The 21,227-nt window shown below is 38.4% G+C and carries 27 protein-coding genes; 2 read left to right on the plus strand and 25 right to left on the minus strand.

Annotated features, from left to right (window positions below; genetic code table 11):
* Window positions 1–91: 91 nt before the first annotated feature.
* The 17 genes from atpC to PQF83_RS18315 form a co-directional block, all read right to left on the minus strand.
* Complete coding sequence (atpC, locus tag PQF83_RS18235) at window positions 92–493, minus strand: F0F1 ATP synthase subunit epsilon (protein WP_000847211.1); 402 nt, start codon at window positions 491–493, stop codon at window positions 92–94.
* A 20-nt stretch (window positions 494–513) separates the two neighbouring features.
* Complete coding sequence (gene atpD, locus PQF83_RS18240; RefSeq protein WP_001032592.1) at window positions 514–1,920, minus strand: F0F1 ATP synthase subunit beta; 1,407 nt, start codon at window positions 1,918–1,920, stop codon at window positions 514–516.
* A gap of 241 nt (window positions 1,921–2,161) precedes the next feature.
* Window positions 2,162–3,022, minus strand: a complete 861-nt coding sequence (gene atpG / locus PQF83_RS18245) for a F0F1 ATP synthase subunit gamma (RefSeq protein ID WP_000157696.1) — start codon at window positions 3,020–3,022, stop codon at window positions 2,162–2,164.
* A gap of 222 nt (window positions 3,023–3,244) precedes the next feature.
* Complete coding sequence (atpA, locus tag PQF83_RS18250) at window positions 3,245–4,753, minus strand: F0F1 ATP synthase subunit alpha (RefSeq protein WP_000027518.1); 1,509 nt, start codon at window positions 4,751–4,753, stop codon at window positions 3,245–3,247.
* Window positions 4,754–4,764: 11 nt separating this feature from the next.
* The gene (atpH, locus tag PQF83_RS18255) at window positions 4,765–5,307 is read right to left on the minus strand and encodes a F0F1 ATP synthase subunit delta (protein WP_000064683.1); all 543 of its coding nucleotides are present in this window, start codon (window positions 5,305–5,307) and stop codon (window positions 4,765–4,767) included.
* Entirely contained in the window at window positions 5,304–5,810 is a 507-nt protein-coding gene (atpF, locus tag PQF83_RS18260; RefSeq protein ID WP_001142617.1) for a F0F1 ATP synthase subunit B, read from the minus strand. The genes atpH and atpF overlap by 4 nt, the downstream gene beginning before the upstream one ends.
* Before the next feature lie 129 nt (window positions 5,811–5,939).
* Window positions 5,940–6,158, minus strand: a complete 219-nt coding sequence (gene atpE / locus PQF83_RS18265) for a F0F1 ATP synthase subunit C (protein ID WP_000052064.1) — start codon at window positions 6,156–6,158, stop codon at window positions 5,940–5,942.
* A 56-nt stretch (window positions 6,159–6,214) separates the two neighbouring features.
* Window positions 6,215–6,934 (minus strand): F0F1 ATP synthase subunit A, encoded by a 720-nt coding sequence (atpB, locus tag PQF83_RS18270; protein ID WP_272792305.1) that lies wholly within the window; start codon window positions 6,932–6,934, stop codon window positions 6,215–6,217.
* Window positions 6,935–6,941: 7 nt separating this feature from the next.
* On the minus strand, window positions 6,942–7,334 hold the full coding sequence (locus PQF83_RS18275) for an ATP synthase subunit I (protein ID WP_000567600.1): 393 nt from the start codon (window positions 7,332–7,334) through the stop codon (window positions 6,942–6,944).
* Window positions 7,334–7,558 (minus strand): AtpZ/AtpI family protein, encoded by a 225-nt coding sequence (locus tag PQF83_RS18280; protein ID WP_001171223.1) that lies wholly within the window; start codon window positions 7,556–7,558, stop codon window positions 7,334–7,336. Before PQF83_RS18280 ends, PQF83_RS18275 begins: the two co-directional genes overlap by 1 nt.
* Before the next feature lie 26 nt (window positions 7,559–7,584).
* Window positions 7,585–7,698 (minus strand): DUF4024 domain-containing protein, encoded by a 114-nt coding sequence (locus PQF83_RS18285; protein ID WP_000232961.1) that lies wholly within the window; start codon window positions 7,696–7,698, stop codon window positions 7,585–7,587.
* A gap of 378 nt (window positions 7,699–8,076) precedes the next feature.
* Entirely contained in the window at window positions 8,077–8,706 is a 630-nt protein-coding gene (gene upp, locus PQF83_RS18290; RefSeq protein ID WP_000517539.1) for a uracil phosphoribosyltransferase, read from the minus strand.
* Window positions 8,707–8,976: 270 nt separating this feature from the next.
* Window positions 8,977–10,218, minus strand: a complete 1,242-nt coding sequence (glyA, locus tag PQF83_RS18295) for a serine hydroxymethyltransferase (protein ID WP_000349817.1) — start codon at window positions 10,216–10,218, stop codon at window positions 8,977–8,979.
* 216 nt (window positions 10,219–10,434) lie between these two features.
* Window positions 10,435–11,007 (minus strand): TIGR01440 family protein, encoded by a 573-nt coding sequence (locus PQF83_RS18300; protein ID WP_000136362.1) that lies wholly within the window; start codon window positions 11,005–11,007, stop codon window positions 10,435–10,437.
* 66 nt (window positions 11,008–11,073) lie between these two features.
* Window positions 11,074–11,517, minus strand: coding sequence for a ribose 5-phosphate isomerase B (rpiB, locus tag PQF83_RS18305; protein WP_000869919.1), 444 nt, complete (start codon window positions 11,515–11,517; stop codon window positions 11,074–11,076).
* A 95-nt stretch (window positions 11,518–11,612) separates the two neighbouring features.
* Entirely contained in the window at window positions 11,613–12,053 is a 441-nt protein-coding gene (locus PQF83_RS18310) for a low molecular weight protein arginine phosphatase (RefSeq protein ID WP_000832385.1), read from the minus strand.
* 246 nt (window positions 12,054–12,299) lie between these two features.
* The gene (locus tag PQF83_RS18315; RefSeq protein ID WP_000473666.1) at window positions 12,300–12,797 is read right to left on the minus strand and encodes a PTS sugar transporter subunit IIA; all 498 of its coding nucleotides are present in this window, start codon (window positions 12,795–12,797) and stop codon (window positions 12,300–12,302) included.
* Window positions 12,798–13,184: 387 nt separating this feature from the next.
* Between PQF83_RS18315 and PQF83_RS18320 the strand changes: the two genes are divergently transcribed.
* Window positions 13,185–13,571 (plus strand): DoxX family protein, encoded by a 387-nt coding sequence (locus tag PQF83_RS18320; protein WP_000968618.1) that lies wholly within the window; start codon window positions 13,185–13,187, stop codon window positions 13,569–13,571.
* Window positions 13,572–13,730: 159 nt separating this feature from the next.
* Complete coding sequence (locus PQF83_RS18325; protein WP_000949039.1) at window positions 13,731–14,342, plus strand: flavin reductase family protein; 612 nt, start codon at window positions 13,731–13,733, stop codon at window positions 14,340–14,342.
* Window positions 14,343–14,851: 509 nt separating this feature from the next.
* Here the strand turns inward: PQF83_RS18325 and PQF83_RS18330 are convergent.
* The 8 genes from PQF83_RS18330 to prfA all read right to left on the minus strand — a co-directional run bounded on the left by PQF83_RS18330 (window position 14,852) and on the right by prfA (window position 20,985).
* On the minus strand, window positions 14,852–15,367 hold the full coding sequence (locus PQF83_RS18330; RefSeq protein ID WP_000065590.1) for a hypothetical protein: 516 nt from the start codon (window positions 15,365–15,367) through the stop codon (window positions 14,852–14,854).
* 10 nt (window positions 15,368–15,377) lie between these two features.
* Window positions 15,378–15,653: a DUF3935 domain-containing protein gene (locus PQF83_RS18335; protein ID WP_000197468.1), complete on the minus strand. Its 276-nt coding sequence runs from the start codon at window positions 15,651–15,653 to the stop codon at window positions 15,378–15,380.
* 150 nt (window positions 15,654–15,803) lie between these two features.
* Window positions 15,804–16,352: a manganese efflux pump MntP gene (locus tag PQF83_RS18340; RefSeq protein WP_000142468.1), complete on the minus strand. Its 549-nt coding sequence runs from the start codon at window positions 16,350–16,352 to the stop codon at window positions 15,804–15,806.
* A gap of 77 nt (window positions 16,353–16,429) precedes the next feature.
* On the minus strand, window positions 16,430–17,470 hold the full coding sequence (locus PQF83_RS18345) for an L-threonylcarbamoyladenylate synthase (protein ID WP_000557333.1): 1,041 nt from the start codon (window positions 17,468–17,470) through the stop codon (window positions 16,430–16,432).
* Between the two features lie 108 nt (window positions 17,471–17,578).
* Window positions 17,579–18,037: a mechanosensitive ion channel protein gene (locus PQF83_RS18350; RefSeq protein WP_000758435.1), complete on the minus strand. Its 459-nt coding sequence runs from the start codon at window positions 18,035–18,037 to the stop codon at window positions 17,579–17,581.
* Between the two features lie 49 nt (window positions 18,038–18,086).
* Complete coding sequence (gene spoIIR, locus PQF83_RS18355) at window positions 18,087–18,953, minus strand: stage II sporulation protein R (RefSeq protein ID WP_002163457.1); 867 nt, start codon at window positions 18,951–18,953, stop codon at window positions 18,087–18,089.
* 113 nt (window positions 18,954–19,066) lie between these two features.
* Window positions 19,067–19,918: a peptide chain release factor N(5)-glutamine methyltransferase gene (prmC, locus tag PQF83_RS18360; RefSeq protein WP_001267033.1), complete on the minus strand. Its 852-nt coding sequence runs from the start codon at window positions 19,916–19,918 to the stop codon at window positions 19,067–19,069.
* Entirely contained in the window at window positions 19,918–20,985 is a 1,068-nt protein-coding gene (prfA, locus tag PQF83_RS18365; RefSeq protein WP_000887065.1) for a peptide chain release factor 1, read from the minus strand. The genes prmC and prfA overlap by 1 nt, the downstream gene beginning before the upstream one ends.
* Between the last annotated feature and the right edge of the window lie 242 nt (window positions 20,986–21,227).

The raw sequence follows: 21,227 nt of genomic DNA on the forward strand, positions 1-21,227 counted from the left end.
TACGAGCACCAATATAATTATACCATTTTTGTAAAATTATCCATTAACTACATAAAAAAAATCCGTAAAGGCTTTGCCTTTACGGATTTTTTTATTTCATATCGGAAACGTTTAAACGGTTCACAGCGCGTTGTAATGCCATTTCTGCACGTTTAAAGTCAACATGTGCTTGTTTATCTTGCAGACGTTGCTCAGCACGACGCTTCGCTTCATTTGCACGATGGATATCGATATGGTTTGCTTCTTCAGCAGATGATGATAATACAGTTACTTTATCTGGACGAACTTCGATAAAGCCACCACTTACCGCTACATAATCAGTGTGTCCACCATTTTTCAGACGAACTGCACTAATTTTTAATGGTGCAACAGTTGGAATGTGACCTGGTAAAATCCCCATTTCCCCACTCTCTGCTTTTACACTTACCATTTCTACTTCTTTTTCGTAAACCGGTCCATCAGGAGTTACAATACTGACTGGAAATGTCTTCATACTTCGTCCCTCCTAAGGCCTTACGCCATCATTTTCTTCGCGTTTTCAATAACTTCTTCAATGCCACCAACTAAGCGGAATGCATCTTCTGGAAGGTCATCATATTTTCCTTCTAGAATTTCTTTGAAACCACGAACTGTGTCTTTTACAGGTACGTAAGAACCTTTTTGACCTGTAAACTGCTCCGCTACGTGGAAGTTTTGAGATAAGAAGAATTGAATACGACGAGCACGATGTACAACTAACTTATCTTCTTCAGATAACTCATCCATACCTAAGATAGCAATGATATCTTGAAGCTCTTTGTAACGTTGTAAAGTTTGCTGTACTTGACGAGCCACTTCATAATGCTCTTCTCCTACGATTTCTGGAGAAAGTGCACGAGATGTAGATGCTAATGGATCTACGGCTGGGTAAATACCCATTTGTGTTAAACGACGCTCTAAGTTTGTTGTTGCATCTAAGTGAGCGAACGTTGTAGCTGGTGCTGGGTCAGTATAGTCATCGGCTGGTACATATACCGCTTGGATAGACGTGATAGACCCTTTATTTGTAGATGTAATACGCTCTTGTAATTGACCCATTTCTGTTGCAAGTGTTGGTTGGTAACCTACCGCAGATGGCATACGGCCAAGAAGGGCAGATACTTCAGAACCTGCTTGCGTGAAACGGAAGATATTATCGATGAACAGAAGTACGTCTTGTCCTTGCTCATCACGGAAATATTCAGCCATTGTTAAGCCTGTTAATGCAACACGTTGACGTGCTCCAGGTGGCTCGTTCATTTGTCCGAATACCATCGCAGTTTTCTTAATTACGCCAGAATCGCTCATTTCGTGGTATAAGTCATTACCCTCACGAGTACGCTCACCTACACCAGCGAATACAGAGATACCACCGTGCTCTTGTGCGATGTTGTTGATTAACTCCTGAATTAATACTGTTTTACCTACACCGGCACCACCGAATAGACCGATCTTACCACCCTTAATGTAAGGAGCAAGTAAGTCTACTACTTTAATACCAGTTTCAAGAATTTCTACTTTAGTAGATAATTCTTCGAATGCAGGTGCTTGACGGTGAATTGGATCACGGCGTACATCCGAAGGAACCTCACCATCTAAGTCAATAGCATCACCTAATACGTTAAATACGCGACCAAGTGTTGCATCACCAACTGGTACAGAGATTGCTTTACCAGTATCTTCTACTTCTGTGCCACGAACAAGTCCATCTGTGGAAGACATCGCAACTGTACGAACTGTATCATCACCTAAATGAAGTGCAACTTCAAATGTTAAGTTAAGTTCACCGTTTTCGTTGCTCTGTTTTACCGTAAGGGCGTTGTAGATTTCTGGTAGCTTTCCGCCATCAAACTTAACGTCTACAACCGGACCCATGATTTGCGTAACGCGCCCTTTATTCATCGGGTTCCCTCCTAGCTTTCTTTTAATTAGCTAACTTTCTACGAGCAGCTAGCTTTTCATTTTTTATTAGTTTATAGCTTACGCGACTCTTTTGACAGAGCCGCCTACGCTTTTTATTGAATCTAGCTCCAGCGGTTAGAATGTTCGGTGGCTTCGCTTTTTCCTGCGAGGCACAAATCGCCTCTACGTCAAAAGCTCCATCCCCCTCTCATTCTGAACGAACCGCCTACGCTTTTTATTACTATTCTAACGCTGCTGCTCCACCAACGATTTCCGTAATTTCTTGCGTAATCGCTGCCTGACGCGCACGGTTGAATGAAAGTGTAAGTGAATCGATAACTTCCATTGCGTTGTCTGTAGCACTCTTCATTGCTGTCATACGCGCTGCGTGCTCACTTGCTTTACCGTCTAGTAATGCACCGTACACTAAGCTTTCTGCGTATTGTGGCAATAGTACTTTTAAAATTTCTTCTTCAGAAGGTTCGAATTCATAAGCTGTCGTCGGTTTATCAGACGCCACATCAGTAAGCGGTAAAATTTTATTTTCCGTTACTTCTTGTGAAATTTTACTTACGTAATGGTTGTAGTAAATATACAGCTCATCATAAGCACCATCTGCGAACATCGCAATTGCTCGAGAAGCAAGGTCTTTAATATCAGTAAATGATGGGTGGTCAGATAATCCAACTACTTCATCAATGATGTTAAAGCCGCGACGTTTTAAATAATCACGTCCTAGTCGTCCAAGCACAATAATTGAATATTGGTTTGAATCCATATTATGACGTTCACGAATTACGTTACTTACTGTACGTAATACGTTACTGTTATAACCACCTGCTAGTCCGCGATCAGATGTAATAACGATGTATCCTGTACGCTTTACAGGACGCGCATTTAGCATTGGATGATTAATTCCTTTACTTCCTTGCGCAATGCTCGCTACTACTTCTTGAATCTTTTCCATATACGGAACGAAAGATTTAGCATTTTGCTCTGCACGGTTTAACTTAGATGCAGATACCATCTCCATCGCTTTCGTAATTTGACTCGTTTTCTTTGTCGAGTTAATCTTCGCTTTTATATCGCGTAAAGATGCCACAGGTTTTCACCACCTTTTTTCCGGAAGTTGGCACGATTAGTAAGAATCCTCTTCCTAATCTACGTTGCAAGATATTCTTGCTCATGATTGAAGGAAAAGAATAGGTGCACCTACTCTTTTCCTTTACATAACCGTCAGCAATCTCAGAAATTGAGATGCCTTTATATATTATCTAGCTCCGCCTCTTAGCCGATGGGGCTAAACAGTCGGCTTCACTTTTTATTATTCAGAAGCTACGAATACTTTTTTAAATCCGTTAATTGCTGCTGCAAATTTGTCGTCATCCGCAAGTTTCTTAGTTGTGCGGATTTCTTCTAATAAGTCAGTCGCATTAGAATCTAACCAAGCATGGAATTCTTCTTCGAAACGAGTGATATCTACTACTGGGATATCATCTAGGAATCCACGTGTTAAAGCGTAAAGAATGATAACTTGTTTCTCTACACGTAACGGTTTGTGTAATCCTTGTTTTAATACCTCAACAGTACGAGCACCACGGTTTAGTTTCGCTTGAGTTGCTTTATCTAGGTCAGAACCGAACTGAGCGAACGCTTCTAACTCACGGTAAGATGCAAGGTCAAGACGAAGTGTACCTGATACTTTACTCATTGCTTTAATCTGAGCAGATCCACCTACACGAGATACAGAAGTACCCGCATCGATCGCTGGACGTACGCCAGAGAAGAATAGGTCAGATTGTAAGAAGATTTGTCCATCCGTAATTGAGATTACGTTTGTTGGGATGTAAGCTGATACGTCCCCTGCTTGTGTTTCGATGAAAGGTAATGCAGTTAAAGAACCGCCGCCTTTTGCATCACTTAATTTTGCTGCACGCTCTAATAAGCGAGAATGTAAGTAGAATACATCCCCTGGGTAAGCTTCACGACCTGGAGGACGACGTAATAGTAATGACAGCTCACGGTAAGCTGCTGCTTGTTTTGATAAGTCATCATATACTACTAGTACGTGTTTACCATTGTACATGAACTCTTCACCCATTGTTACACCAGCGTAAGGAGCTAGGTATAATAATGGAGCTGGTTGAGAAGCAGATGCAGTTACAACGATTGTGTACTCTAATGCACCATGCTTACGTAGTGTTTCTACTACGTTACGTACAGTTGATTCTTTTTGTCCGATAGCTACGTAAATACAAATCATATCTTCATCTTTTTGGTTAATGATTGTATCTAGTGCAACTGCTGTTTTACCTGTTTGACGGTCACCGATGATTAACTCACGTTGACCACGGCCAATTGGTACAAGAGCGTCAATCGCTTTAATACCTGTTTGAAGTGGCTCATGAACAGATTTACGATCCATTACACCTGGTGCTGGACTTTCGATTGGACGAGTGTTTGTTGTATTGATTGGGCCTAAACCATCAACTGGTTGACCTAATGGGTTTACAACACGACCAATTAGTTCTTTTCCTACTGGTACTTGCATGATGCGACCAGTACGACGAACTTCGTCACCTTCACGGATTTCTGTGTAAGGTCCTAAAATGATAATACCTACGTTGTTTTCCTCTAAATTTTGTGCTAGTCCCATAACGCCGTTAGAGAACTCTACAAGTTCACCAGCCATAACGTTATCAAGACCATGAGCACGCGCGATACCGTCACCAACTTGGATAACTGTACCAACATCACTAACTTCGATTTCAGACTGATAGTTCTCGATTTGTTGCTTTATCAGTGCGCTAATTTCTTCAGCTCTGATGCTCATGTGCTTCACCCCTATCTATTCTTCATTAATTCACGCTGAATACGTGCTAATTTTCCTTGTAAACTTCCGTCATAAATGCGATTTCCAATACGTACTTTAATGCCGCCTAGTAAATCTTCATCTACAACATTTTTTACGCGAATTGCATCTTTTCCTGTTCTCTTTGCAAATGCTTCTGCAATGTTAAGCTTCTCTTCTTCCGATAGAAGACGAGTAGAATATACAGTTGCGTCCGCTACGTTACGTTCTTCATTAGCAAGAACAACATATTCATCTGCAATTTCAGGTAAGATATCAATGCGCTTGTTATCAATTAAAATATATAACGTATTTAAAATAGATTCAGAAACAGACCCGAATACGTTTGCAAGAAACGTTTTCTTTTGTTCCTTTGAAATGTTCGGTTGCGTTAAAAAGCTATGTAGTTCTCCGTTCTTTACATAAACGTTTTGTACAAGGCGTAATTCCTCTTCAAACATTTCTAATACGTGTTTTTCTTTAGCAATTTTAAAAAGAGCGACAGCATAACGTTTTGCTACAATCCCATTGCTCATCGCGCTTCTCCTACTTCTTTAATATAATCGCGAATTAACTTCACTTGATCTTCTTCTTTTAATTCTTTTTCAATTACTTTAGAAGCAATTTGAACAGATAAAGAAGCAACTTGTTCTTGTAAAGCAGCAATCGCTTGCTCTTTTTCGCGTTGAATTTCTTGTACAGCAGATGCTTTAATTGATTCTGCTTCTTCTTTCGCAGCAGCAACAATAGCATCTTTTTGATCTACAGCTTGTTTTTTCGCTCTTTCGATTAACTCTTGTGCTTCAACACGTGATTGTTTTAACATTTCACGTTGTTCTTCTACTAACTTCTTCGCTTCAGCATTACTTCTTTCTGCAGCGTCGATTTCATTAGTAACATGCTCTTCACGTTCTTTCATAATCCCCATTAAAGGACCCCACGCGAATTTGCGTAGCATTACTAATAGAAGTAAGAAAATGAACAATGTATAAGCAATCGTTCCAAATGGAATGGCAGCCCCTAATAATAAAGTTGGCACAAGGATTCACTCCCTTCAAAATATCTAAATTGATCATATGAAAAAAAAAGACATACGTTTCGTTCATAAAGCAATGGCGAAGAAAGTTCGAAAAAACACTCTTCGCCATCTATGTAAGGGGAGTCTCCCTTATTTGTTCATTACGATGAATGCAATAACTACACCGATGATTGGAAGTGCCTCAACTAAAGCAACCCCGATGAACATAATTGTTTGAAGTGCGCCTTTTAATTCTGGTTGACGAGCAACACCTTCGATTGTACGTGATACGATAAGACCGTTACCAATACCTGCACCTAATGCTGATAAACCAATTGCAATTGCAGCTGCGATTACACCTAAACTCATTTAATTTGTCCTCCTTTGTATTATAAAAAAATAAATTTTTTCTTACTTAAATTATATTAATGGTCATGACTTACTTTATGAGCCATATAAACCATCGTTAACATAACGAAAATAAATGCTTGGATTGATCCAACGAATACACTGAATCCCATCCATGCTAACATCGGCACAAGTGCACCTAATGCTCCAAGGAATGATGCTCCGCCCAACTTAGCAAGTAATCCTAATAAGATCTCACCTGCATAAATGTTACCAAATAAACGAAGACCTAACGTTAATGTGTTAGCAAACTCCTCAATAACCTTTAATGGGAATAAGAATTTCATAGGTTGGAAATAACCTTTTACGTATTCTTTCGTACCCTTCATCTTAATTCCATAATAATGGGTGAGGGTAACTACCATCACGGCTAATGTTAATGTAACTGCTGGATCAGACGTTGGTGATCTCCACCATGCAATATGTTCGCCAGCTTCAGTTGCTGAATACATGAATGGTAAACCAAGGAAGTTCGATACGATGATAAACATGATAAGCGTAACGCCAAGCGTTAAGAAACGTCCACCTGTTTTCCAGTCCATCGTACTATTGATAATCCCTTTCACGAAGTCAAACACCCATTCCATGAAGTTTTGCATTCCTGTTGGGCGAAGAGCTAAGCTGCGAGTTCCGATAACAGCGATTAAGAAAACAACAACTGCTGCTACAGTAACCATCATAACTGATGACAAATCGAACGTTAAACCTAGAAATTCAACTAATTTACCGTGTTCCACTAGTAATTCACCTCTCTTCCCTGCTCTTATACTCTAAATAAAGAAAATCTATGATCATGACAAGGTATCCTGTCAGCAATCCTACACCTAAGCCCCACATCGCAATTAACTCTTGATATTTGGCTGCAAATAAAATTAATAACCCAATCGTGGCGAATCTTGAATATGTACTTACCGCTGTCGCCTTAAACTTCACGTTTTCTCCATTTGTCACGCGATCCAACAGCTTGTCTGTCCTACGTGCAATGATGCGCAAACTAAGAAAACTGAAAATCGTTCCGATAATCAGTCCAAGAAATACATCCTTGTAAGAGGTGAATCCCCATCCTAGCACTAGAAGCGCAAGCAAGTAGTACATATATTTCTTTTGTCTTTGGACAAGTCCATGTACGTCTATCATCATTGCTCTCCCGAATAGTAATGTCGAATGAGTCGAATCATTGCGTATACCCCTGTTCCTAATCCGAGTAATAACCCTATAATAAGAAACAATGGAAACGTTCCAACCTTATTATCAATCCACTGCCCACCAAAGATCCCAACAAGAATAGAACCGACTAACTGAGCAAGAATACCTGACATTAAAGCATAAGCTTTTATATGGCTGCGATCGTTTTTTTGCAAGGATTCATCCCTCCAATATGTAGCCCTCATTCACGATGTGTTAATAATAACTCATTTTTTTGCATAAATCCTATACAAAATAAAAAGTTTACATTTTCGTCACGGAATAGATGTATTTTTGTCACTGAAAGCCCTACCATCTATCCCCGTTGTTAGCATACAATAGGGTATTAACAGTGTCAACGAGAAATCGTAAAAAATCAAAAAATTTGAGTATTAGTCATTTCCTCCCAAAAATGAAAACGTTCCCCTTCTAAATACTGGTTAGAGATATGAAATTTCTAACAGTTTTCTCTTTATAATAGAAGGAAATGTTCACAAGTTTGTCACTATTATATTTTTACGATATAACGCTTTCCTTCCATAATATAGTGCTCTTTAGACGTAAGACTTCTATATTATATGTGATGTGTATGCAACTTATGTTGTATATACTATGTATATTTATCCTCTCCCCTCCCCTACTTGCTTACATCAAAAAAAGACGAGCTGAGGAATCCCCCTGCTCGTCAGTTGTCTTACTTCGTTCCGAATAAACGGTCACCAGCATCACCAAGACCTGGTACTACATATCCGTGGTCATTTAATTTCTCATCTAATGCTGCTACATAAATATCAACATCAGGATGTTCTTCTTGTACTACTTTTACTCCTTCTGGAGCTGCAACGATACACATTAATTTAATTTGTTTTGCGCCGCGCTTTTTCAGAGAGTTAATTGCTTCAGCTGCAGAACCACCTGTTGCTAGCATCGGATCTAGTACGATAAAGTCACGCTCTTCTACATCCGTTGGAAGTTTCACATAGTATTCTACCGGTTGCAATGTTTTAGGGTCGCGGTATAAGCCAACGTGTCCTACTTTTGCTGCTGGAATTAATTTCAGAATTCCATCAACCATTCCTAAACCTGCACGTAAAATCGGAATTAAACCAAGTTTTTTACCAGCGATCACTTTTGTTGTCGCTTTGCTTACAGGAGTCTCAATTTCAATGTCTTTAAGTGGAAGGTCGCGAGTAATTTCAAAAGCCATTAAGCTTGCTACTTCGTCCACTAATTCACGAAAATCTTTCGTACCTGTATTCTTGTCGCGAATATATGTAATCTTATGTTGAATTAACGGGTGATCAAATACATACAGTTTTCCCATGTGAATCTCTCCTTTAGATGATATTCATGCGTTTGCACGCTTTTTTACACTATTTACGATTGTAAAGAAAACGCTACTAATATTCAAGGGCAAATTTGGAAAAGTCATGATTTCCGATGAATCTATCTAGTATCTTTACCAATTATGGGAGCTGTATCCTTCATTATATCGCCAAAATTTATTCATCATTTGTATACATACTTAAAGAACAATATATGTCCACAAAAAAACTGCCAAAACAATTATGTCTCAGCAGTCTTCTTCAATCTATTATAGATTTGGATACATTGGGAATTTGCTCGTTAACGCTTCTACACGCTTACGCGCTTCTTCTAATGCAGCTTCATTTTCATGATTTTTTAATGTGTAAGCAATAAGTGACGCAATTTCATCCATTTCTTCTAAACCGAAACCACGAGATGTTACAGCTGCTGTACCGATACGTACACCACTTGTTACAAATGGGCTTGCTGTTTCAAATGGAATTGTATTTTTGTTCACTGTAATACCAACTTCGTCTAATACGTGCTCTGCTACTTTACCTGTGATTTCTAGGTTACGAACATCAATTAGGATTAAGTGATTGTCTGTTCCACCAGAAACAAGTGTAAGTCCTTCTTTTTGAAGACCTTCAGCTAAGCGGTTCGCATTGTTAATGATATTTTGTGCATATGTTTTGAAATCATCTTGAAGTGCCTCACCAAACGCAACAGCTTTTGCAGCGATTACGTGCATAAGTGGACCACCTTGAATACCAGGGAAGATTGATTTATCAATTTGTTTTGCAAATTGCTCTTCACATAAAATCATACCACCACGTGGACCACGTAATGTTTTATGTGTTGTTGTTGTAACGAAATGTGCATGTGGCACTGGATTTGGATGTAAACCAGCCGCTACTAAACCAGCGATATGTGCCATATCAACCATTAAGTATGCGCCCACTTCATCTGCAATCTCACGGAATCGTTTGAAATCGATAACACGAGGGTATGCACTTGCACCTGCAACGATTAATTTTGGTTTATGTTCTTTCGCTTTTGCTAATACATCATCGTAATTAATACGGTGAGATTCAGCATCCACGCCATATTCTACGAAATTATATTGTACTCCACTGAAGTTAACAGGGCTTCCGTGTGTTAAGTGACCACCATGAGATAAATTCATACCAAGTACTGTATCGCCTTGCTCTAAAATCGTGAAGTATACTGCCATGTTCGCTTGTGCACCAGAATGCGGTTGAACATTTACGTGCTCTGCGCCGAAAATTTCTTTTACGCGATCACGTGCGATATCTTCTACTACGTCTACATGTTCACAACCACCATAGTAACGTTTCCCAGGATATCCTTCAGCATACTTATTCGTTAAAACAGAACCTTGCGCCTCCATTACTGCTTCACTTACGAAGTTTTCCGAAGCAATTAACTCAATCTTCGAACGCTGTCTTCCTAGTTCTGCCTCAATTGCAGCAAATACCTTTTCATCTTGACGTTTTAAATGATCCACCAAAATCCCCCTTTTCTGAACGAATTACATCGATTCCCAACAGTTTTTTCTTATTTATTCAGAAAAAACGAAAATTCAGGTTGTAATTCTTTCGAACCTTCATGTTTTCAACTACATTCTAACATGACTTTCTATATCATAAAAGAAAAAAAAGACCGAAAATCGGTCTTTTCTTTCTTCTATAATAAAGTCAGACAACATACCTTATTCATAACTTTAACGGCAAGTGATAGTCTCTTCCTTCGCCGCATAAACAGCACGTGCTCCACCAATTAGCTTTCCACGTGTTGTTGCCATCGTTACATGTGCACTTCCAATTTCCTTCACACTAGTACGAACCGGAACAGCTACGTGCTTTAAATGCATACCGATAAATGTATCACCAATATCCATTCCCGCATCTGCTTTAATAAACTCAATTACTACCGGATCTTTCAAATTGTGATAAGCATATGTTGCTAATGCACCACCTGCTGATCTAACAGGCGTAACTGTTACAATTTCAAATTGATATTTCATCGCCAACTCTTTCTCAACTACTAAAGCACGGTTTAAATGCTCACAACATTGAAACGCCAACTCAATACCTGTTTGTTCTTGAAATTGTTTTAACTCAGAAAAAATCGCCTCTGCTACTTCCATTGTTCCTGATGTCCCAATTCTTTCTCCTAGCACTTCGCTCGTACTACACCCCACTACAAAAATTTGACCACTTTGTAATGAAGCTTGTTCTTGGAAATCAGAAAGCGAAATTTGTAGCTGTTCTCTTACCTTTACGATTTCTGTCATTACGCCTCTTCCTTTCACAGGTTGGTTCACCAAATTATATTTCCTACTGCTTCTAGTTAGAATCTATTACTTTGCTTCGTATGTTTTAATTTTTCCTACGCGGTTTTCGTGACGGCCGCCTTCAAATTCAGTTGTTAACCAAATTTTTGCGATGTCGCGTGCTAGACCAGCACCAATTACACGCTCGCCCATTGCTAACATGTTTGTATCGTTATGCTCTCTCGTTGCTCTCGCACTGAAAGTATCATGAACTAACGCACAACGAATACCATTTACTTTGTTTGCAGCAATTGACATACCGATGCCTGTCCCACAAACTAAGATACCACGATCTACTTCGCCATTTGCTACCATTTCCGCTGCTGGAAACGCAAAATCAGGGTAATCAACAGAACCAGCTTCACATTCACAACCTAAATCAATATATTCAATATTTAACTCTTCTAATAAACTTACAAGTTCTTTACGGATATTCATACCGCCGTGATCAGATGCTACTACTACTTTCATTTTTACCCCTCCAAAGTTTCAATCCATTATCTTCATTCTCACTTAATCCTTTAATGGGACGAAGTGATCTCCAATATCGTATTATACACGAAACATCAACCTTCTGAATGTTTTTTCAGTAAAGTTTGTACAAGTTTTTCCATCTCTTCTAATGTTTCTTTATAAATAGAGAGAGAGCCGCCGAACGGATCTGAAATATCCTTACTCATCCCCTCAGTTACTCCATATAATGTATCTACTTTCCCTTCAACACTCGGATAATGCCCAAGGATAAGTTCCTTATGGTTTTCCGTCATTGTTACTACAATATCTGCCCAATCAATTAAGGCTTCGTTTACCTGCTGCGAAGCATGATCGATTGCAATTCCCTTTTCAGCTAAAGCTTCCTTTGCATGTACCGACGCATCACTTCCAGGATAGGCGAAAACACCAGCAGATTGCACTTCAAACTTACCTTCTCCATAATGGCGCAGTAACGCCTCAGCCATCGGACTACGGCATGTATTTCCAGTGCAAACAAATAATACTCGTTTCATCTAAACCCACCCCTTTTCTCTATTTCCTTCCTTTTATCATAGCGTACATTACAATAGAACAAAAGAAATGTGAATATACGAAAGGCGCATTTCTCTTATATTTTTTCTAAGAAAAATGCGCCTTATCCACATATATGTGAAACCCTATTTCCAAGTGCCCAAAGTATTTTACCATATATAAGGAACAGACTACAAAACAAAATAAGGAATCCATTTCATACGAAACGGATTCCTTTCATGTGATAATTATTTCATTGTAACTTTCATTACTTCTGTTGAACCTTTTGTAGCAGTTACACCTACAGTTGTCTTAATAGACTCAGCTGCATCTGTGTTTGTAATAACGATTGGAGTAATTGTGCTTTTCGCTTTTTCACGAATTAATTCTAAGTCGAATGAGATTAATTTATCTCCAGCTTTTACAGCTTGTCCTTCAGAAACGTGAGCTTCAAAACCTTCGCCTTCCATTTTTACAGTTTCTAATCCAACGTGGATTAAAATTTCTGTACCGTTTTTCGCTTTAATTCCAATTGCATGTTTCGTGTGGAATAATTGTACGATTTCGCCATCAACTGGAGATACAACTACACCTTCAGTAGGATCGATTGCAACACCGTCACCCATCATACGACCAGCGAATACTGGATCTGGTACTTCTTCAATATTTTTCACCGCTCCAGTTAATGGAGCTACAATTGTTTCTTCATTTGTTTTTGAACCAAGACCGAATAATTTTTTAAACATAGGATAGTCCTCCTTATAATTTACCTAAAAGTTTATAGGGCAATCTCTATTAAAGATCAGAATAAACGTAAGACTTCATACTTCGAATATTATACTGTAAAAACGCTTTCGAAATAAATTACGTCATTACTACTAGACTCTTATTGTAGCGTCTCACAAAATTCCAGTCAATTCTGATTGTCTGAATAACAATAAGAAGTTAACTTCTACTTATATTTTCTCTTTTTTTACCTAACTTGTCTAGAGGTCTTTACTACATTTTATTTTTTGTTGTTAATTTGTAAAATTTTTTTCAAACTTTTTTCGAAATCCACTTGACTAAAGTAAGTAACTATTTTATTATTACTTACGTAAGGTAAGTTAATAACTTTTAGGAGGTTTTCAAAAATGATGGATTTCGGTCTTCTTATTATTCGTCTTATTATAGGTATTACATTCATGGGTCATGGTGCTCAAAAATTATTTGGTTGGTTCGGCGGTTACGGTTTAAAAGGAACAGGTGGCTGGATGGAATCAATCGGTTTACGCCCTGGTGTATTTATGGCATTTATGGCTGGCGCAACTGAACTATTAGGTGGTTTCTTATTCGCATCAGGTATTTTCACTGCAATCGGTTCATTATTTATCGTTGGAACAATGTTAATGGCGATCTTCACTGTTCATGGAAAAAACGGTTACTGGGTAACTCAAAATGGATATGAATATAACTTAATGTTAATCGCTGTTGCTATCGGTGTAGCTTTAATCGGTCCTGGCGCATACGTTTTACTATAATTTTTATCTTGAATTCGAGATTATTTAGGTGGAACTTACTTCATTGTGGTTGAAGTAAGTTCTTTTTATGTAATAAAAATATTATTTTCAGCAGGAGTTTTCCACTAACATCTTGTAAACAAACAATAAGTCGTCATATTTAGAAAGGGGATTTCAATCATGTTATCCATTAATCCAAATGAACAATCGGAAAAAGAGAATTACAAATTACTTACAGGAAGTATTATTCCACGCCCTGTCGCATTCGTTACTTCTGTAACAAAAGACGGCGTATTAAATGGAGCACCATATAGTTATTTCAATATTGTTGCTGCTAATCCGCCACTTATCTCAGTTTCTGTACAACGAAAAGCTGGAGAAAGAAAAGACACTTCTCGAAACGCAATTGAAAAAGGAGAATTTGTTGTACATATCTCTGATGAATCATATGTAGCGGCAATTAACGAAACAGCAGCAAATCTCCCTCCAAATGAAAGTGAAATTGAATTAGCAAAATTAACACCAATTGAAAGTGATGTCATCTCCGTTCCAGGTGTAAAAGAAGCAAATATTCGAATGGAATGCGTACTAGAACGCGCAATCCCCCTTGGCGGAACAGAAGACTCACCAGCTTGCGATCTACTAATTGGACGCGTCGTTCGCTTCCACGTCGCAGAACACCTATACGAAAAAGGACGCATTCATGCCGAAGGACTAAAACCAGTAAGCCGCCTAGCAGGACACAACTACGCAAAACTAGGAGAACAATTTGAATTAGTGAGGCCAATCTAAAAGCGGAAGCGGCTCGTTCAGAATGGGAGGAGGATGGAGCTTCTGACGTAGAGGCGCCTTTTGCCTCGCAGGAAGACGCGAAGCCACCGACCATTCTAGCCGCTGGAGCTGGATAACAACTAACAGCGGAAGCGGCTCGCTCAGAATGGGAGGAGGATGGAGCTTCTGACGTAGAGGCGCTTTTTGCCTCGCAGGAAGACGCGAAGCCACCGACCATTCTAGCCGCTGGAGCTAGATAACAACTAACAGCGAAAACAGCTCGTTCAGAATAGAAGTAACAATAATATAAAAGGGTGTACCAAATTAATTTGGTACACCCTTTTCATAGAAGAAGAAAAATAATTTTTCATTATTGGTCATCGACCTCTTTTCCCATTATTGGTCATCGGTAAAAAGTAACAGTGTGATTGGTTATTGGATGATTGGTTGTCCTTTGGCCATCACAAATCTCATTTTTACAAAAGTGGTCTTCTTCTATGCCTTGAAGCGGAGTCTCACCACTTCAAGGTTTAAAAGTATTTTTCACCATCAAAGTCTAGTTCAATGGCGTAGTTTTTCGCATTAATTAAGTTAGATAACCTATTAGCTTGTCTCTCTAACTCTAAACCTTTTACACGATATACTTCAGGATCAAACATGGCTACTTTTACAAGCGACGATGTTTCACCGTACGAATATACATGTTCTTCTTTCTTACTCACGCCAAACTCTTTACACTTTCGAGCTTTTGCACGTAACTGCGTTGCAAGTTCTATCGCTTCAACAATCGTTATATTCTCTCCGTTGAAATTCACTTCATTTCGGATATTTGCTTCATACATTAATTTATCTAAAAGACGAAAATCAGCGCGAACTTCATCTAGCTCCTGTTCAACTTGTACCAATGTACGCGTCTGTTTTGGAAGTGTATCACCTTTTTCAATTTCAACAAATCCAATTTGGTTCATCTCTTCTTCTAATTCATGTATTCTTTTCGATAATACACTTTTTAATTTTACAGCTTCTGCCAAAGAAATGTTAGACATAGTATCCCCCTTATATCTCTTCTTTCTGCTCCTCTAAAGTAGGTACTTTCTCTTTTTTCGGTTTCCCAAGCTTAATGACTAAGAAATATAGGGAAAGCAATGTAATAAGAAAAACAATTATAAATGGATACGGAGAATAAAAGGCACGCGCTGCCTCCGTTTTCCCTGCAACAAACTTCAATGACTCAATATCTAAAAACTCAGCAAACATTTGTACACCGAGCATACTAAACCAAAAAACAAAAAAACTAATAATAATACCAAAAACTTGCTTCAATCTCGTCATCCATCTCATCCTTTCTATATGTTTAATTTTTTAGCGCAATCAGTATAGTACAAACAAAACTATGCACAGAAAGGAACTATCTTACCATTCGCGAATTAATTTAATCCAACCTAAAATTGAAATTTGTAAAATAACGCCCTCCCCCTAAAATTATATAGGAAAAAGGAGATATAATCCAAATCCAACCAAAATGATACCACCTACTATCTCACCATATGTACCGAGCATACCTTTCGCATGCCTACCAATGAATAAACCAGTCCACGCTAATAACATACTAATAAATCCAAAGAGTAATATCGTAATAACTGTCTGTGCTCCGTAAATACCAAGACTAAGCCCTACTGAAAAACTATCTATACTAACACCAAATGCAAATACGAATAAACTAATTCCAATAGGGGCTGTTCTAGTCTCTTCATTCTCTAAAATAGAGGAATACACAATATAAAATCCTAGTCCTATTAATAAAATAGCACCTGCAAAATGTGCAATGTCTCCATACTGCTCTGATAAAAAACGACCTAATACCATCCCAATAAATGGCATGATAATATGAAATATCCCTATCGTCACACCGATATACAGGATCTGTCTTATCTTTAAGGCCATCATTCCCATACCAAGACTCACCGAAAATGCATCCATCCCTAAGGCGAATGCCATAATTATTAAAGGTATTAGCTGTTCAAACGTCATTCATGTCCCTCCTCGGACGTGCTACTTCACAATATGCTTATCCGAGGAGAAATATTCTGTTTGCTAATCGTACCTTATCATTCAGTGATAATTTGATGTCCTGCCGCTTTTGTTAAACGATTCATAATCGCGTTCCCTATTCCTTCATTCGGGAATGATTCACTAAAAATAACATCCACTTCACTTGCATCAAATGTTCTAAGTACATCATATAATTTAGTCGCAACGCTAGCTAAATCACTTCGAACACCACAAGATAATACAACATCCGCGCTATATACATGCTGATACTCTTCTGTCGTTAATACACCGACTTTGAATCCCTCTTCCTTTTTCTTATCCACAATAAGCTGAATAAATTCACGTGAACCTTCAACAATACTTAGCGGCGCTTTCGGTGCATAATGTGTATATTTCATTCCAGGTGATTTAGGTTTTTCCTTCTCATCCTTTAGAGCCGGATCTAAAGAAACCGTGCCAATCACCGCTTCCAATTGTTCTTTCGTAATTCCACCTGGGCGTAATATCGTTGGAACAGCGCTCGTACAATCAATTACAGTCGATTCAACACCGACCCCTGTTGCACCACCATCTACAATACCTGCGATTTTCTCATTTAAATCTTCATATACGTGAGATGCTAACGTCGGACTTGGACGACCTGAACGATTTGCACTAGGTGCTGCAACAGGTACATTTGCCTCTTCAATAAGAGCAAGAGCTACCGGATGATCAGGCATTCTCACTCCAACTGTATGAAGTCCTGCCGTCACCTTCTCTGAAATTCCTTCTTTTCTAGGTAAAATAATTGTTAACGGACCTGGCCAAAAATGCTCCATCAACTTCTCTGCAACTGGCGGAATTTCCTTCACAATACCATCTAACTGCGATTTTGTACCGATGTGGACAATAAGTGGATTATCACTCGGTCTTCCTTTCGCCTCAAAAATTTTCGCAATCGCTTCATCATTCATCGCGTTTGCACCTAGTCCATATACCGTTTCTGTAGGGAAGGCAATCGCCTCATTTTCCCTTAATAATTTTGCTGCTTCTTGTAACTGTGGATAATATTTTTTTCTTTCCACAACATTATCCACAACCCACATATTTGTATGCATTTTTTCCCACGTCCTTTTCTACCCTGAAATACTTGTCTATTTTTAGTTTACTATGAGATTTATCCAAAAGACAAACAAGGTTTATCCACAAAATGTGGATAAACCTAATTAATCCGTGGATAACTTTGTGAATAGCTGACAATTTAGTATTATTGCATTTGGCTCTTTTATATTTTTACAAAAGTGTTCTAACTGTCGAATTCCCTCTGGTACGTTCTCTTTCTCTATCGTAACAAAGTCAAAAAACTGAAAGATCGTTATAGATTGTGGATGATTTGTTAGTAAGTACAATTGTCGAATATTTTTTTCTTTCATATACTGCAAAAACATTTCAAAAAAATATAAGAAAGTCTGTTTATCCACATTAGGTGTGAATAAACAAGAACGAATAAGTGCGTTTTCTTCACTTTGTTCATATCCAATGACTGCCCGTATTTCTTCCGCCTCTTCCAAAATCATAAACTGTGCGTACAACTCATTTATTTTATCATCTTTTTTATTAGCTTGTCCGAAAAAAGAATGCAATCTTTCCACATCTGCCTTTGTCGCAAAATATACCTTCTTCATAATAAATCCCTCCTCTTTTTTATATATGAGAAGGGATTTACGAATAGTACTATTTAGAGAATAAAGATGTAAAAGCTTCTACAATAAATAACTTAACTTCCGGCTTTTCTTCTTCCTCTTCTACTTTTACATACTCATTTCGCTTTTCTTGTTTTTGTTCCACAGGTTTCTCCACTTTTTCCACAGTTTTTGTTTCCTCTTTACTTGCAGGTTGTTCTTCTACTTTCGTTTCATTTTTTACTACTTTTTTTTCAGAAGCTGTTACTTTTTTTGCGACTTCCTGCTTTACAACTTTCTTTTCTTTCACCTCATCCCCTTTTTTCTCTTCTGCATTTACTACTTCTTCATCATCTATTTGTTTCACTTGCTCCTCTTCAGGAGATTCAGCCTTCACAACATGTTCTTCTTTCCTTACAGCTGTACCACTTGAAAAATCTAAGAAACACATTGGTGGAAATAGTACACACCACCAGTTTGCCCCTTCACCTTCCCCAATTGTAATTAAGACTGCTTCATATTCCCCTGCCGGATAAATAAAATTCCCATATACCTTTGTAGGAAACTTTACATTTTTACTGAATTTCACTTGAAATGAATCTTTACTTCCTTCTTTTTTCAACGTATTTGCTACTGTTTTTTCGATTTCTGGAATATGACTTTGAATGACCTTGCGTGCCTCTTCAAATGAAGTTAAATCAGCTACCCATCCATCAATTTGTGCTTTTACTTCATCACGCACTTTGCGCTTTAACGCCTGGTCTTTATCTGAATCACTATTTGCTAAAATCCGTAATCGAACGGCCTCTTTCGGAATAACTGAAGGCCCTTTCGCATCAGCTTTCATATATCCAAACTGCACAAGTAACTGTGCACCAATTAATAATAGAAGAAGATAAGCAATAACTTGTTTTTTCATTTCCTCCACCGTCCCTTCTACAAACAGTGTGGACAGACTTTCATCTTTCTAAACTATTAAATTCAAAATCTATATGAATTTTTCCACAAAAAAAATAGAGTAAGGTGTAAACCTTACTCCATCTCCGCAAATACCATACGATCTTTTCCATTAATATCAAAAACAACCTCAACATGAGCATGTGGAAATGCTTGTTGTAACAGCCCTTTCACGTCCTCACCTTGCCCTACTCCAATTTCAAATGCGACAATTGCTTTCTTCTGCAACACATTCGGCAACTCTTCCATAAAGCGGCGATAGAAATCTAATCCGTCTTCACCACCAACAAGCGCTCTCTTTGGCTCATGCTCTTTCACCACTGGAGAAAGACCACGCCAATCTTCTTCCGGTATATATGGAGGATTTGAAACAACAACATCTAACTTTTGACCCGTTTCATAAAATGGTGATAATAAATCACCATGATAGAACGTTACTTCTGCGCCCAAAGTTTTCGCATTTTCTTTTGCAACTTCAATCGACTCCTGCGCAATATCTACCGTATACACATGAAGATTTTTATTTTCTAAAGCAAGTGTAATCGAAATTGCTCCGCTACCTGTACCAATATCTGCTACATGTATTTTCTCATCACCAAAATGACGCTCGATTCTTTCTAACACTCCTACTATAAGCTCTTCTGTTTCTGGTCTTGGTATTAATACTTCTTCATTCACAAAGAACGATCTTCCATAAAACATTTCATGACCAATCATATATTGAATAGGAATACCTTCTACATGCTTGTGGATAAACTCTGTAAAACTTTTTTCTTGTTCCGCAGTTATTTCTTCACGCATGTTCATCAATAATCCTGTTCTATTCGTCTTTAATACATGACAAAGGACAATTTCTCCCGCATTTTCATCTCGTCCATTCTCCTGTAAAAAAGAAGAAGCCCATTTCAGGGCTTCATAGACACGCATTACTCAGCTGCCTCCATCCTTTGAGCCTGATCTTCCATTACTAAGGCATTGATGAAATCATCTAACTTACCTTGTAAGATTTGATCTAACTTTTGAATCGTTAAACCGATTCGATGGTCTGTAACACGGTTTTGCGGGAAGTTATACGTACGAATACGCTCTGAACGATCACCCGTACCAACAGCTTGTTTACGGTTTTGATCATACTCAGCTTGTGCTTCTTGTCTAAACTTATCATAAACACGTGCGCGTAATACTTTCATCGCTTTTTCTTTATTCTTAATTTGTGATTTCTCATCCTGACATGATACAACTACACCAGTCGGTAAATGCGTTAAACGTACCGCTGACATCGTTGTATTAACGCTCTGTCCACCAGGTCCACTAGAAGCGAATGTATCAACACGAACATCTTTCTCATGAATATCAATTTCTACTTCTTCTGCCTCTGGTAATACAGCTACAGTTGCTGTAGATGTATGGATACGTCCACCAGATTCCGTTTCAGGAACACGTTGTACACGGTGAGCGCCATTCTCGAATTTCAGCTTCGCGAAAGCACCTTTACCGTTAATCATAAAGATAATCTCTTTATATCCACCTAACTCTGTATAGCTAGCCTCGATAATCTCCGTTTTCCAACCTTGCACCTCAGCATAACGGCTATACATACGATATAAGTCACCAGCAAATAAAGCGGCCTCGTCGCCACCAGCAGCTCCACGAACCTCAACGATAACGTTCTTATCATCGTTAGGGTCTTTTGGTACAAGTAAAATTTTCAGACGCTCTGATAATGTTTTTTCTTGTGATTCTAACTCAGAAACCTCTTCTTTTACCATTTCACGCATTTCTGCGTCTAACTTATCTTCTAACATTGCTTTCGCATCTTTTAATTGCTCACGAACATCCTTATACTCACGATACACCTCTACCGTTTCCTGTATATCAGACTGTTCCTTTGAATATTCACGAAGCTTATTTGAATCACTAATAATTGCTGGGTCGCTTAGCAATTCATTTAACTTCTCATAACGATTTTCTACAGCTTGCAAACGATCTAACACATCATTCACCTCTACATCCTAGTATCTAATACAAATAGTATATGGTACTTACTCAAAAAAACGCAAATTATATTTAAAAGCGTAAGCGGCTTGCTCAGAATCGCAGGCCATTGGAACTCTCGACCTTGAAGCGCTTTTTGCTTCAAGCGAGAGAGTGAAATGGCCGGAGATTCTAGCCGCTGGAGCTAGATATTACAACTTAAAGCGCAAGTGGCCCACATCACTCACACTCTCTATTCTGA

The sequence above is a fragment of the Bacillus sp. FF-1 genome (assembly GCF_028548245.1).
Lineage (GTDB): Bacteria > Bacillota > Bacilli > Bacillales > Bacillaceae_G > Bacillus_A > Bacillus_A paranthracis.

What these genes read in the sequence shown, in the direction of transcription:
- atpC (WP_000847211.1), bottom strand. Translation starts at nt 493, where the DNA reads ATGAAGACATTTCCAGTCAGTATTGTAACTCCTGATGGACCGGTTTAC.
- atpD (WP_001032592.1), bottom strand. Translation starts at nt 1,920, where the DNA reads ATGAATAAAGGGCGCGTTACGCAAATCATGGGTCCGGTTGTAGACGTT.
- atpA (WP_000027518.1), bottom strand. Translation starts at nt 4,753, where the DNA reads ATGAGCATCAGAGCTGAAGAAATTAGCGCACTGATAAAGCAACAAATC.
- atpH (WP_000064683.1), bottom strand. Translation starts at nt 5,307, where the DNA reads ATGAGCAATGGGATTGTAGCAAAACGTTATGCTGTCGCTCTTTTTAAA.
- atpE (WP_000052064.1), bottom strand. Translation starts at nt 6,158, where the DNA reads ATGAGTTTAGGTGTAATCGCAGCTGCAATTGCAATTGGTTTATCAGCA.
- PQF83_RS18275 (WP_000567600.1), bottom strand. Translation starts at nt 7,334, where the DNA reads ATGATAGACGTACATGGACTTGTCCAAAGACAAAAGAAATATATGTAC.
- PQF83_RS18285 (WP_000232961.1), bottom strand. Translation starts at nt 7,698, where the DNA reads ATGGTAGGGCTTTCAGTGACAAAAATACATCTATTCCGTGACGAAAAT.
- upp (WP_000517539.1), bottom strand. Translation starts at nt 8,706, where the DNA reads ATGGGAAAACTGTATGTATTTGATCACCCGTTAATTCAACATAAGATT.
- PQF83_RS18300 (WP_000136362.1), bottom strand. Translation starts at nt 11,007, where the DNA reads ATGACAGAAATCGTAAAGGTAAGAGAACAGCTACAAATTTCGCTTTCT.
- rpiB (WP_000869919.1), bottom strand. Translation starts at nt 11,517, where the DNA reads ATGAAAGTAGTAGTAGCATCTGATCACGGCGGTATGAATATCCGTAAA.
- PQF83_RS18310 (WP_000832385.1), bottom strand. Translation starts at nt 12,053, where the DNA reads ATGAAACGAGTATTATTTGTTTGCACTGGAAATACATGCCGTAGTCCG.
- PQF83_RS18315 (WP_000473666.1), bottom strand. Translation starts at nt 12,797, where the DNA reads ATGTTTAAAAAATTATTCGGTCTTGGTTCAAAAACAAATGAAGAAACA.
- PQF83_RS18320 (WP_000968618.1), top strand. Translation starts at nt 13,185, where the DNA reads ATGATGGATTTCGGTCTTCTTATTATTCGTCTTATTATAGGTATTACA.
- PQF83_RS18325 (WP_000949039.1), top strand. Translation starts at nt 13,731, where the DNA reads ATGTTATCCATTAATCCAAATGAACAATCGGAAAAAGAGAATTACAAA.
- PQF83_RS18330 (WP_000065590.1), bottom strand. Translation starts at nt 15,367, where the DNA reads ATGTCTAACATTTCTTTGGCAGAAGCTGTAAAATTAAAAAGTGTATTA.
- PQF83_RS18335 (WP_000197468.1), bottom strand. Translation starts at nt 15,653, where the DNA reads ATGACGAGATTGAAGCAAGTTTTTGGTATTATTATTAGTTTTTTTGTT.
- PQF83_RS18340 (WP_000142468.1), bottom strand. Translation starts at nt 16,352, where the DNA reads ATGACGTTTGAACAGCTAATACCTTTAATAATTATGGCATTCGCCTTA.
- PQF83_RS18345 (WP_000557333.1), bottom strand. Translation starts at nt 17,470, where the DNA reads ATGCATACAAATATGTGGGTTGTGGATAATGTTGTGGAAAGAAAAAAA.
- PQF83_RS18350 (WP_000758435.1), bottom strand. Translation starts at nt 18,037, where the DNA reads ATGAAGAAGGTATATTTTGCGACAAAGGCAGATGTGGAAAGATTGCAT.
- spoIIR (WP_002163457.1), bottom strand. Translation starts at nt 18,953, where the DNA reads ATGAAAAAACAAGTTATTGCTTATCTTCTTCTATTATTAATTGGTGCA.
- prmC (WP_001267033.1), bottom strand. Translation starts at nt 19,918, where the DNA reads ATGCGTGTCTATGAAGCCCTGAAATGGGCTTCTTCTTTTTTACAGGAG.